The sequence below is a fragment of the Brevundimonas sp. genome, assembly GCF_023259385.1.
Taxonomy (GTDB): domain Bacteria; phylum Pseudomonadota; class Alphaproteobacteria; order Caulobacterales; family Caulobacteraceae; genus Brevundimonas.
The window spans coordinates 1-10,882 of record NZ_JAHFPF010000103.1; the positions used below are offsets into that span (position 1 = coordinate 1).

Here is a 10,882-nt window from a genome sequence, read left to right on the forward strand (position 1 = left end):
GCGGCGGGATGTACGCCGGCTCGTCGGCGCCGAACGCGTAGCGCAGGCCCAGGGTCAGGGTGTGGCTGTCGTCGTAACGGCCCGCGAAGTCGCCGGTCAGCGCCGTGTTGGTCGCGTTGACCGGGCTGACGAAGGAGGCGAACTCCATGTTCGACATCAGGTAGCGGTAGGTCAGGTCCAGATGGGCCCGATCACCGATCGCCCAGGCCACGCCGGCGATGGCTTGCGCCGCCAGCTTGGTCGAGGTGTCGTCCGCGCCGAAGCTGGTGGTGCGGAAGCCGCCGAACGAACCGATGAACTCGGTGTTGACGATGTTCACGCCGGCGCCCAGGCCGATGAACGGACGGAAGGCCCACGACTCGTCGCCGAAGTCGTAGATCACGTTGGCCATGATCGTGGTCGACTTGATCTCACCGCTCGGATCGGCGCAGGGGCCGGTCGCCGGGGTCAGATTGCAGACGCCGGTCAGCGGCGAAGCCGAGTTGGCGTTCGTGACCGAACCGAAATCGCCACCGTCACGGTAGCCGCCTTCGAGTTCCACACGCCAGTTCTCGTTGAACCGGTAGCCCAGACGGGCGAAGGCCGCCCAGCTGTCTTCAACTTCGAAGTTGAATTGCGGACCGGCGTTTTGCGACACCAGTTCCAGGTCGTCGATGGTGTGGTACCCGGCGTCGATCGCCCCGTACCAGCCGTTCGGCTCAGCCGCGGCGACACCGGCCGACAGGGCGAGGGCCCCGGCGGCGCTCGACGCCAGAATGAAAGTCTTAACGCGCATTGGTGGATGCCCTCCGCAGCCAGGATGAATTCAGTGCGGTGCAAAAAGGAGCGCCGCTAAGCTTTCATAACAGCCCCATCCGCCAAGGTCGAGACAGTGCGTGACAGAACAATGTTCAGCGTGACCGACAAGTTACAGGGCTGAATGATCTTTCCGCCGGGGGAGGTTGCGAACGATGAACGACACGACAACCGAACCATCCGCCAGCGGATAATCAGGCCGCGCAGGCGGGATATCTCAGCCGCCGCCGGTGCGGCCGGTGGCTTTTCCCGTGCCCTCGCACACCGGACAGGTCTCGCCCGACGCCGTGGCGCCCGCCCCCTGGCACTCCGGACACAGGGTCGCATCCGGGTGCTGCAGCGAGGCCGGATCGACCGGACCGGTCGGCGTCAGGTCGCGATCATCGATCTCATGCTCGTTCATAAAGAGCGGAACGGCCCGCGCCGGGTCCGGTTTCATGATGACAGGCCGCGGGCTTGGCTTTAGGGAGCCGCTCACGATGGACGAGACCGAACGGCAATCCGAGGAACGCGGCTGGGCCACAGCGAAGACGCTGGCGGAGGCCCTGCCCTATATCCAGGTCTATGACCGCGAGACCGTAGTCATAAAGTACGGCGGCCACGCCATGGGCGAAACCGCCGTGGCCAAGCAGTTCGCCGCCGACGTGGTCCTGCTCAAGCTGATGGGCGTGAACCCGGTGGTGGTGCACGGCGGCGGTCCGCAGATCAGCGCCATGCTGGACAAGGCCGGGGTGAAGTCGAACTTCGTCGACGGCCTGCGCGTCACCGACGCCGACACCATGGCGGTGGCCGAAATGGTCCTGTCCGGCGCGGTGAACAAGGAAATCGCCCACTGGATCACCATGGCGGGCAAGGAGGCCGACGTGCGCGGTATCGGCCTGTCGGGCAAGGACGCCGGCCTGCTGACCGTCAAGAAGACCTCCCGCAAGAAGCGCGACCCGGACAGCATGATCGAGCATGAGGTCGACCTCGGCTTCGTCGGCGACCCGACCAAGGTCGACGCCAAGCTGATCCGGGGCCTGATCGCCTCGGAAACGGACGACTGGGTGCCCGTCATCGCCCCGATCGGCGTCGCCGAGGACGGCCAGACCTATAATGTGAACGCCGACACCATCGCCGGCGCCATCGCCGGCGAGCTGAAGGCCAAGCGCATGCTGCTGCTGACCGACGTGCCCGGGGTGAGGGGCGCGGACGGCGACATCATCCGCCAGATGACCGTGGGCGAGGCCTCGCGCCTGATCGAGGAAGGCGTCGCCACCGGCGGCATGATCCCCAAGCTGCAGACCGCCATGGCCGCCGTGCGCGCCGGGGTCGAGGCCGTGGTCATCCTGGACGGCCGCCGCCCCCACGCCATGCTGGTCGAGCTGTTCACCGAATACGGCGCCGGCACCCTGGTGAAAGCCGGGTGACCCAAGCCGCGGAGGCCCTGACCGCGGTTCCGAACGCCGACGACTGGTCGGGCGTCGGGAGCTGGATCTTCGACATGGACGACACCCTGTATCCGAAGGAACAGGGGGTGATGGCCCTGGTGCAGGCGCGCATCAACGCCTTCATCATCGACGCCGTCGGCCTGCCCAAGGACGAGGCCCTGGTCCTGCAGAAGTCGTTCCTGCATGAGTACGGCACCAGCCTGGCCGGGCTGATGGCCAACTACGCCGTCGATCCCGAGCATTTCCTGCGCGACGTCCACGACGTGCCGCTGGACTCGCTGGAGCCCAATCCCGCGCTGGCCGACATGCTGGACCGGCTGCCCGGACGGAAATTCGTCTTCACCAACGGCGCCCGCTTCCATGCGGACCGGGTGCTGGCGCGGATCGGGATCACCGACCGCTTCGACGGCGTCTTCGCCATCGAGGACATGGACCTGGTGCCCAAGCCCGCGCCCGCGACCTTCCGCCGGCTGTTGGACGCGTTCGACATCGACCCGGCCTCGGCGGTCTTCTTCGAGGACACGCCGCAGAACCTGGCGCCGGGCAAGGCGCTGGGCATGCGCACGGTCCTGATCGGCGACGGCCACGGCCGCCCGCTGGGTCCGCACATCGACCATATCGCGCCCGATCTGCTGAACTTCCTGACCGACCTGTTCCCCGAGGAGACACGCCCGTGACCGACCGCGCCCAACTGGAAGCCGTCATCGAGGCCGCCTGGGACGACCGGGCCGAGGTGTCCGTCAACACCCACGGCGAGGTCCGCCACGCCGTCGAACAGGCCCTGGCCCTGCTCGACTCGGGCGAGGCCCGCGTCGCCTCGCGCGGCGAGGACGGCGTCTGGACGACCCATCAGTGGCTGAAGAAGGCGGTGCTGCTGTCCTTCCGGCTCAATCCCAACGTCCGCATGGGCGCGCCGATCGGGGCGACCATGGGCGTCAGCGACCCGACGCCGGGGCCGTACTGGGACAAGGTGCCGGTCAAATGGGCCCACTGGACCGAGGCGCATTTCGAGAAGGCCGGCTTCCGCGCCGTCCCGGGCGCCGTGGCCCGCCAAGGCGCCTATATCGCCAGGAACGTGGTCCTGATGCCGTCGTTCGTGAACATCGGCGCCTATGTGGACGAAGGCTCGATGGTCGACGCCTGGGCCACCGTCGGCTCCTGCGCCCAGATCGGCAAGAACGTGCACCTGTCCGGCGGCGCCGGCATCGGCGGCGTGCTGGAGCCCCTGCAGGCCAATCCGACCATCATCGAGGACGGCTGTTTCATCGGCGCCCGCGCCGAGGTGGCCGAGGGCGTGATCGTGCGCGAGGGCGCCGTCCTGGCCATGGGCGTCTATCTGTCCGCCTCGACCAAGATCGTCGACCGGGCGACCGGCGAGGTCTTCCGCGGCGAGGTTCCGGCCTATTCGGTCGTGGTGCCGGGCAGCCTGCCCGATCCGAACGGCGGTCCCAGCCTGTACTGCGCCGTCATCGTCAAGCGCGTCGACGCCCAGACCCGGGCCAAGACCGGCGTGAATGAGCTGCTGCGCGACTGAAGACCGGATTCGCCAGCCGCGTGGAAGCGCGGCTATAGTCTGGAAATGTCAGCGAAACCCACGTCCGGCGGCGTACAGAACGACCCGCTGCTGGATGAGGCGGCGGCGATCGCGCGCATAGACGCCGTGCCGTCCATCCTCGAGGTCTGCTGCCGTATCACGGGCATGGGCTATGCGGCCGTGGCCCGAGTCACCGAGGATCGCTGGATCGCCTGCGCCGTGCGCGACGAGATCGGCTTCGGCCTGGGCGTGGGCGGCGAGCTGCCCGTGAAAACCACCCTGTGCGACGAGGTCCGCGACAGCCGCGAGGTGATCGTCTTCGACCACGCCGCGGAAAACCCGCTGTACGCCGACCACCACACGCCCCGGACCTACGGCCTGCAAAGCTACATCTCCATGCCGATCATACGGTCGGACGGCAGCTTCTTCGGCACCCTGTGCGCCATCGATCCGAACCCGCACAACGCCTCCAAGCCGGAGACGGTGGAGACCTTCCGCCTGTTCGCCCAGCTGATCTCGGTGCAGATGGACGCCGAGGATCGGCTGGCCCGGTCCGAGGCCGCCCTGCTGGACGAGCGCGACGCCGCCGAACTGCGGGACCAGTTCATCGCCGTGCTGGGCCACGATCTGCGCAATCCGCTGGCCGCCGTCCAGGCGGGAGCGGCGCTGCTGCGCAAGACACCGCTCAGCGATCAGGCCCTGGGCATCGTCGACCAGATGCAGGACAGCGGCCGGCGCATGAGCCGGCTGATCAACGACGTGCTGGACTTCGCCCGCGGCCGCCTGGGCGGCGGCCTGCCGGTGGCGCCGCGACGCCGGGTGCGGATGGAGCCGGTGCTGGAGCAGGTGATCGGCGAACTGCGCTCCGGCCATGCGGGCCGCGCGATCGTGACCGAGCTGGCGCTGGACCGGCCGGTGGCCTGCGACCCGGACCGTATCGGTCAGCTGCTGTCCAACCTGCTGGGCAACGCCCTGAGCCACGGCGATCCGTCGGGTCCGGTGTCCGTGCAGGCGGGCATCGAAGACGAGAACTTCGTCCTGTCCGTCGCCAACATCGGAGCGCCCATCCCCGACAGCGCGCGGGCCGAACTGTTCAAGCCGTTCAGCCGGCTGAAACCCGGCGAGGTGCGCGAGGGTCTGGGCCTGGGCCTCTACATCGCCTCGCAGATCGCGCTGGCGCACGGCGGCCGGATCGACGTGGCCTCGGACGAGACCGAGACCCGCTTCACCTTCCGGATGCCGGCCTAGCGCTTCGACAGCCGGACCAGCTTGCCGTTCGCCTCGTCGGTGACGGCCCAGACGGCGCCGTCGGGGCCGACGGCCACGTCGCGGACCCGCTCGCCCAGGTCGGTCAGCAGATACTCCTCGCCGACCACGCGGTTGTTCCGGAGCACCAGGCGCGAGATGCGCTTCTCCTTCAGGCCCGCGACCAGCAGGTCGCCGCGCCAGCCGGGGAACATGGCGCCCTGGTAGAAGGTCATGCCGCCCGGCGCGATGACCGGGTCCCAGTAGTAGACCGGCTGTTCCAGCCCCTCGCGGGCGGTGACGCCCTCGTTGATCGCCCCGCCCGCGTATTCGACGCCATAGGCGATGACCGGCCAGCCGTAGTTGACGCCCGCGCGGTCCAGATTGATCTCGTCGCCGCCCCGCGTGCCGTGCTCGACCGTCCAGACGTCGCCGTTCGGGGCGATGGCGACGCCCTGCATGTTGCGGTGGCCCAGCGACCAGATCTCCGGCAGGGCGCCCGCGCGGCCGACGAACGGGTTGTCGGGCGGCACGCTGCCGTCGGCGTTGATGCGGATGGTCTTGCCCATGTGCGAGCCCAGGTCCTGGGCCTGCGGCCGCATCGGCTTGTCGGAGCGCTCGCCCAGGGTGATGAACAGCTTGCCGTCGGGAGCGAAGGCCAGGGACGAGCCGAAATGCTTGTCGCCGTCATAGGTCGGCGAAGCGTGGAAGATGACCTGCACGTTCTCGACGCGGGCCCCGTCGTCCGACAGGCGGCCGCGCGCCACGGCGGTGGCGTTGCCCCCTTCACGGGGTTCGGCGTAGCTCCAGTAGATCAGCCGGTCCTGCCCGAAGGTCGGGCCGACGATGACGTCCAGCAGACCGCCCTGCCCGCGCGCGTCCACGGCGGGCAGGCCCGCGATGGGTTCGCCCACCTGGCCCTCGGCGGTGATGATGCGCAGGCGGCCCGGCTTCTCGGTCACCAGCCAGCGGCCGTCCGGCAGAAGGGCCAGCCCCCACGGGTGATCCAGCCCAGAGGCGACCACGGCGTGGGTCAGGGCCGCCTCGGTGCGCACGCCGGGGGCGCGGGTCTGGCCGGGGAAGGCCGGCGACTGGCTCGCGCCGTTGGCCGGACGGGTCTCCAGCGGGCCGCCGGCGCCTCCATTATTCTGGGCGGCGGCGGGCTCGTCCTGACCGTTGGCCCCGCAGGCGGCGGCGAGCGTGAGGACGGAAACGGCGGCGGCGAGGGCGGGCAGGCGCATGGTCAGACTCCCGGGAAATCGGTCGGCGGCGAAACGACGCCACGACCGTTACCGTTCCCCGCTTCCGGCGTCACGGGGACGCGGCGCATCGCCCCGTTCGAGAGCGGCTTTCGAGGCGACTTGATCCCGCCCCCGCCTGTGTCTATAGGCACGCCTCTTCTCCGGCGGACAAACCAGTTCCCGCCGGGACTCGAGTGACGGTTCGTCAATTGGGGCTGGGTAGCTCAGCTGGTTAGAGCGGTGGATTCATAACCCACAGGTCGGCGGTTCGAGCCCGCCTCCAGCCACCATTTTTCGCCAGTACTCAATGCCGTATAAGGCGCAGCGCTCACTCCCCTTGGAATCAACAGCGACAAACCTCCCCTTCGGGAACGGATGTTCCGGAATAGTCCCTGAGGATGTTCCGCCGCTCGACTGCGACTGATTGAACTGAATAGGACGAGCGAACGGCGCCGGCCATGCCGGAGCAACTGATACGCTCCAGTGGCATTGATCGCTCTCCGGGTTGCGCACGCCATACGAGAATGTCCTACTCGTGGGCAATCTGCAGGGGGCGGGGCATGCGTATAGCGATATCCGTTGTGTTGGCGCTGTGTCTGGTCGCGGCCGTGTTCACGCGCGACACCCACCCGGACTTCATGGCGCGGCGCCCGCCGTTACCTGTTGCCGCGACCGATCCGTGGGGAAACCTTACGACCGCCCAGGCCGATCAGTCGCAGGCCGCCAGTGCACGCGTCATGGTCGATCTCACAGCCTTGCAGATCATCCTGACAATCCTCGGCACGGGAGGCCTCTTCGTATCGCTTTGGTACACACGCCGCTCGCTGGCCCAGACGGCCGCCGCGCTCGACCATGCCCGCACTGTAAGCGCGCAGGAGCTGCGAGCATATATTGAGCTCAAATACACGAAGCCCAGCCTGAGGCAGACCAAGCGGGTATTGGAGTTCAGTCTGAAGAACCACGGCCAAACACCCGCCCGCGCCGTGCAGATCGCCTATCGATACGTTGTCCTTGATGAATGCCCATGGGAGTTCGACTTCGGCGACCGCATACCCTTCGCCTTCTTCCCGTTGCGTGAGATCCCGCCCGGCGGAGAAGGGACGTGCTGGCTGCCATTGGGCCCGCCCGCCGAAGCTGACACTCACATGATCCCGGACAGAACGATGGTGCTTTGGCTCAAACTCAAGTTTTTGGATGCTTTTGGCGAACCGCAATGGGTCGATTATTCCATTTGCTTGACGGGCCCAGAGTTCGAGTTCGTCTACATTAACCCGCCCCATACCTTCTCAAGCTGAGCGCCTATGCCCTGACCACGGCAAGGCTAGCTCCGTTAGTGCGACGTGGTCGCCTCGCTCCGCCGCCGCAGCATGTCCGCCCAGTGATCGGCCAGCACCAGCAGGGCGCGGCGGCGGTCGTCGTCGGGCTCGGCGACGGCGTCGGCGATCAGGGCGGCCATCTCGCGGCGGACTTCGGGGGCGGTCCGGAGATTGTTCATGCCGTTCAGACGCATGAGGCTGCGGCCAAGTTTCATCCGGCTGAAAATAAACTAACCGCGATACCGCAAAGCCTCGACCAGCAGGCTGAAGGCCGGGGTCGGCTGGCGGCGGCTGGGATAATAGAGGTGGTACCCCGGGAAGGGCGGACGCCAGTCCTCCAGCACCGGGATCAGGCGGCCCTCGGCGATGGCGGGGGCGGCGACGTCGGCCATCAGGAAGGCCAGGCCCATGCCCGCCTCGGCCGCCTTCTGGACCAGGACCATGTCGTTGAAGATCAGGGGGCCGTCGACGCGGACATTCAGCTGGCGGCCGTCCTTCTCGAACTCCCAGGCGTAGAGGCCGCCGCGGGTCGGCAGGCGCAGGTTGATGCAGGCGTGGTCGTTGAGGTCGTGTGGCGTCACCGGCTTCGGATGGGCGGCGAACCATGACGGCGCGCCGCAGACCACCATGTTGACGTCCGGGCCGATGGGGACGGCGACCATGTCGCGGGCCACCTGTTCGCCCAGGCGGACCCCGGCGTCGAAGCGCCGCTCGACGATGTCGGCGTAGCCCAGCTCGGTGGTGATCTCGACCTTCACGTCCGGATACAGGGGCATGAAGCGCTTCAGGGCCGGCCACAGGATGCTGTGCGCCGCGTGTTCGCCGGTGTTGATGCGGATGGTGCCCGCCGGTTTGTCGCGCAGCTCGCCCAGGGCCTCGATGCGGGTCTCGATGTCGGCGAAGGCGGGGCGCAGGGTCTGCAGCAGGCGCTCGCCCGCCTCGGTCGGCGACACGCTGCGGGTGGTGCGCGTCAGCAGGCGCAGGCCCAGCCGGGTCTCCAGCCGGCGGACGGTGTGGCTGAGCGCGGACTGGGACGTGCCCAGCCGGGAGGCCGCCTTGGTGAAGCTGCGCTCCTCGGCCACGGCCATGAAGGCGGCCAGGTCGCCCAGTTCGTCCCGCTTCATTGATGAACTCCGTTCATAGGTTCATGCCGATCATAGCGTCTACTCGCCGCCGCCCGCGCGGCCTATCTTGCCGGCATCGACGGAGACGGCGCGCCGCCGGCTCCGCGTCCGCTGCTGAGAGATCCCCCATGAAGACCATCGGTTACGCCGCCCAGTCCACGACCTCGCCGCTGGCTCCGTGGGAGTTCGACCGCCGCGAGCTGCGCGGCAACGACGTGCAGATGGAGATCCAGTACTGCGGCGTCTGCCACTCGGACCTGCACCAGGCGCGCAACGACTGGGGCTGGTCGTCCTATCCGGTCGTGCCGGGCCACGAGATCGTCGGCGTCGTCACCGCCGTCGGGCCTGAAGTCACCAAGTTCAAGGAAGGCGACCGCGTCGCGGTCGGCTGCATGGTCGACAGCTGCCAGCACTGCGACCAGTGCGACAAGGGCGAGGAGCAGCTCTGCCGCCACGGCAACACCCAGACCTACAACGGCAAGGACCGGATCACGGGCGAGCCGACCTACGGCGGCTATTCCAAGGCCCTGGTCGTGCGCGAGGAGTTCGTGCTGCGGATGCCGGAAGGCCTCGATCCGGCCGCGGCCGCGCCCCTGCTGTGCGCCGGCATCACCACCTGGTCGCCGCTGAAGACCTGGGGCGTCAAGGAAGGCAGCCGCGTCGGCGTCATCGGCCTGGGCGGCCTCGGCCACATGGCGGTCAAGCTGGCCGTGGGCCTGGGCGCCCATGTCGTGGTTCTCAGCCGCTCGGCCGACAAGGAGGCCGATGCGAAGGAACTGGGGGCGCACGAACTGCTCGTCTCGTCGGACAAGGCGGCGATGAAGGCGGCGGCGAACAGCCTGGACCTGATCATCGACACCGTGCCGGTGAAGCACGACCTCAACCCTTACATGCCCCTGCTCGACATCGACGGCACCCTGGTCATTGTCGGTCAGCTGGGCCCGATGGAGGAGATGTCGACCCTGCCGCTGCTGCTGGCGCGCCGCCGGGTCTCCGGCTCGCCCATCGGCGGCATCCGCGAGACGCAGGAGATGCTCGATTTCTGCGCCGAGAAGAACATCCTGCCAGACGTCGAGATGATCCGGATGGACGAGATCAACCACGCCTTCGACCGAATGGAGAAGTCCGACGTCCGCTACCGCTTCGTCATCGACATGGCGTCGCTGGACGCTCCGGCCGCCTGATAGCCGCATCGGCAACCGGTCGGGGCGGCGCGGCGTTAACCGCTCAGGTTCAACGCTGGAGCACACATCCCATGCGCATCCGTATCGCCGCCCTGACCGCCGTCGCCGCCCTGTCGCTGGGCGCCGCGGCCTGCACCCAGGCGGAACAGGACGACGCCCAGGCCGACGCCAACGAAGCCGCCGCCGATACCGGCCAGGCGGCGCAGGAAGCCGGGTCGGCGCTCAAGGAAGAAGCCGCGCAGGTCGGCTCGGCCATCTCGGCCGGGGCGCAGGAGGCGGCTCAGGAAGTGGACGAGGCCACCGACAAGCTGGCGGAAAAGGCGGACGACCAGAAGGCCGAGACGGCCCGCGACAACCGCGGCAACTGACGCCTCAGGCCGGCTCCGCCAGCAGGGCGTCGATCAGCGCCTTGGCTTCGGGGCTGGCCCAGTCGGCCTCGCCCGAGAAATAGGCCCGGATCTTCCCCTGGCGATCCAGCAGGACGGTCTGGGGCATCTTGCCCTTGCCCGGCAGTTCGAAGGGCAGCTGGAATTTCGGATCGCTGTACATCGGCAGGGGCTCGTGCACGTCGATGAAGCTCCTGGCGTCGGCGATGGCGTCCGGCGTGGCGTCGACGTTGATCGGCAGGACGACCACATCCTTGCCCACGTAGCTTTCGGCCAGCCGGGCCAGGGTCGGCATCTCGGTGCGGCAGGGCGCGCACCACATGGCCCACAGGTTCACCACCACGACCTTGCCGCGGAAGTCGGACAGGCGCGTATCGGCGCCCTCACGGGTCTTGAACACATAGACCGGAGCGTCTTCGAGCGCCGCCGGGGTCTCCAGCCGGGCGATGGAGCCCGTCGCGAAACGGGCCAGTTCGCTTTTCGCGGCGGGTTCAGGCGTTGCGGCTTTGTCGATCAGGCCGGGTTTGGCGTATAGCAGCGCCGCGCCGCCGATCACGCCGATCAGCAGCACGCCCGCAATCGCGCCGATTATCGCCTTCGAGATCTTCATGCCCGACCAGACGCCCT

The 10,882-nt window shown here is 68.2% G+C and carries 13 protein-coding genes and 1 tRNA gene; 8 read left to right on the forward strand and 6 right to left on the reverse strand.

What is annotated here, in order from left to right:
• Window positions 1-775, reverse strand: a 775-nt coding sequence (locus Q0C81_RS09435) for an outer membrane beta-barrel protein (RefSeq protein WP_291836844.1), incomplete at its 3' end; no start/stop codon positions are given.
• Between the two features lie 237 nt (window positions 776-1,012).
• Window positions 1,013-1,234: a hypothetical protein gene (locus Q0C81_RS09440; RefSeq protein ID WP_291836846.1), complete on the reverse strand. Its 222-nt coding sequence runs from the start codon at window positions 1,232-1,234 to the stop codon at window positions 1,013-1,015.
• A 40-nt stretch (window positions 1,235-1,274) separates the two neighbouring features.
• On the opposite strand from Q0C81_RS09440, the gene argB reads away from it, so the two are divergent.
• Genes argB through Q0C81_RS09460 form a run of 4 tightly spaced genes read left to right on the forward strand, consistent with a single transcriptional unit; the run spans window position 1,275 to window position 5,007 of the window.
• Complete coding sequence (argB, locus tag Q0C81_RS09445) at window positions 1,275-2,204, forward strand: acetylglutamate kinase (RefSeq protein WP_291836848.1); 930 nt, start codon at window positions 1,275-1,277, stop codon at window positions 2,202-2,204.
• The gene (locus tag Q0C81_RS09450; protein WP_291836850.1) at window positions 2,201-2,902 is read left to right on the forward strand and encodes a pyrimidine 5'-nucleotidase; all 702 of its coding nucleotides are present in this window, start codon (window positions 2,201-2,203) and stop codon (window positions 2,900-2,902) included. The genes argB and Q0C81_RS09450 overlap by 4 nt, the downstream gene beginning before the upstream one ends.
• A complete protein-coding gene (dapD, locus tag Q0C81_RS09455) occupies window positions 2,899-3,759 on the forward strand; it encodes a 2,3,4,5-tetrahydropyridine-2,6-dicarboxylate N-succinyltransferase (protein WP_291836853.1) in 861 nt (286 codons plus the stop codon). Before Q0C81_RS09450 ends, dapD begins: the two co-directional genes overlap by 4 nt.
• Window positions 3,760-3,804: 45 nt before the next feature.
• Window positions 3,805-5,007, forward strand: coding sequence for a GAF domain-containing sensor histidine kinase (locus Q0C81_RS09460; RefSeq protein ID WP_291836855.1), 1,203 nt, complete (start codon window positions 3,805-3,807; stop codon window positions 5,005-5,007).
• On the opposite strand, the gene Q0C81_RS09465 is transcribed toward Q0C81_RS09460, so the two are convergent.
• Window positions 5,004-6,245, reverse strand: a complete 1,242-nt coding sequence (locus tag Q0C81_RS09465; RefSeq protein WP_291836857.1) for a PQQ-dependent sugar dehydrogenase — start codon at window positions 6,243-6,245, stop codon at window positions 5,004-5,006. The two genes, Q0C81_RS09460 and Q0C81_RS09465, sit on opposite strands and share 4 nt — an antisense overlap.
• A 213-nt stretch (window positions 6,246-6,458) precedes the next feature.
• Here Q0C81_RS09465 and Q0C81_RS09470 point away from each other — a divergent pair.
• Together Q0C81_RS09470 and Q0C81_RS09475 are read left to right on the forward strand one after the other, a co-directional pair.
• Window positions 6,459-6,535 (forward strand) — tRNA-Met (locus tag Q0C81_RS09470).
• A gap of 270 nt (window positions 6,536-6,805) precedes the next feature.
• A complete protein-coding gene (locus Q0C81_RS09475; protein WP_291836858.1) occupies window positions 6,806-7,540 on the forward strand; it encodes a hypothetical protein in 735 nt (244 codons plus the stop codon).
• A gap of 35 nt (window positions 7,541-7,575) precedes the next feature.
• Here the strand turns inward: Q0C81_RS09475 and Q0C81_RS09480 are convergent, their stop codons facing one another.
• Window positions 7,576-7,740, reverse strand: a complete 165-nt coding sequence (locus Q0C81_RS09480) for a hypothetical protein (RefSeq protein WP_291836860.1) — start codon at window positions 7,738-7,740, stop codon at window positions 7,576-7,578.
• Between the two features lie 51 nt (window positions 7,741-7,791).
• Window positions 7,792-8,685 carry a LysR family transcriptional regulator gene (locus tag Q0C81_RS09485; protein WP_291836862.1) on the reverse strand — a complete coding sequence of 298 codons (894 nt, stop codon included), beginning with the start codon at window positions 8,683-8,685 and terminating at the stop codon, window positions 7,792-7,794.
• A 128-nt stretch (window positions 8,686-8,813) separates the two neighbouring features.
• Between Q0C81_RS09485 and Q0C81_RS09490 the strand changes: the two genes are divergently transcribed.
• Both Q0C81_RS09490 and Q0C81_RS09495 read left to right on the forward strand, forming a co-directional pair.
• Window positions 8,814-9,869 (forward strand): NAD(P)-dependent alcohol dehydrogenase, encoded by a 1,056-nt coding sequence (locus tag Q0C81_RS09490; RefSeq protein WP_291836864.1) that lies wholly within the window; start codon window positions 8,814-8,816, stop codon window positions 9,867-9,869.
• Window positions 9,870-9,940: 71 nt separating this feature from the next.
• Entirely contained in the window at window positions 9,941-10,237 is a 297-nt protein-coding gene (locus Q0C81_RS09495) for a hypothetical protein (protein ID WP_291836866.1), read from the forward strand.
• 4 nt (window positions 10,238-10,241) lie between these two features.
• Here Q0C81_RS09495 and Q0C81_RS09500 read toward each other — a convergent pair whose 3' ends face one another.
• Window positions 10,242-10,865 (reverse strand): TlpA disulfide reductase family protein, encoded by a 624-nt coding sequence (locus Q0C81_RS09500; protein ID WP_291836868.1) that lies wholly within the window; start codon window positions 10,863-10,865, stop codon window positions 10,242-10,244.
• Between the last annotated feature and the right edge of the window lie 17 nt (window positions 10,866-10,882).

Coding starts and splice junctions, on each gene's coding strand:
- Q0C81_RS09490 (WP_291836864.1), top strand. CDS start 8,814: ATGAAGACCATCGGTTACGCCGCCCAGTCCACGACCTCGCCGCTGGCT.
- Q0C81_RS09475 (WP_291836858.1), top strand. CDS start 6,806: ATGCGTATAGCGATATCCGTTGTGTTGGCGCTGTGTCTGGTCGCGGCC.
- Q0C81_RS09485 (WP_291836862.1), bottom strand. CDS start 8,685: ATGAAGCGGGACGAACTGGGCGACCTGGCCGCCTTCATGGCCGTGGCC.
- Q0C81_RS09480 (WP_291836860.1), bottom strand. CDS start 7,740: ATGAACAATCTCCGGACCGCCCCCGAAGTCCGCCGCGAGATGGCCGCC.
- Q0C81_RS09460 (WP_291836855.1), top strand. CDS start 3,805: ATGTCAGCGAAACCCACGTCCGGCGGCGTACAGAACGACCCGCTGCTG.
- Q0C81_RS09500 (WP_291836868.1), bottom strand. CDS start 10,865: ATGAAGATCTCGAAGGCGATAATCGGCGCGATTGCGGGCGTGCTGCTG.
- argB (WP_291836848.1), top strand. CDS start 1,275: ATGGACGAGACCGAACGGCAATCCGAGGAACGCGGCTGGGCCACAGCG.
- Q0C81_RS09465 (WP_291836857.1), bottom strand. CDS start 6,245: ATGCGCCTGCCCGCCCTCGCCGCCGCCGTTTCCGTCCTCACGCTCGCC.
- Q0C81_RS09440 (WP_291836846.1), bottom strand. CDS start 1,234: ATGAAACCGGACCCGGCGCGGGCCGTTCCGCTCTTTATGAACGAGCAT.
- Q0C81_RS09495 (WP_291836866.1), top strand. CDS start 9,941: ATGCGCATCCGTATCGCCGCCCTGACCGCCGTCGCCGCCCTGTCGCTG.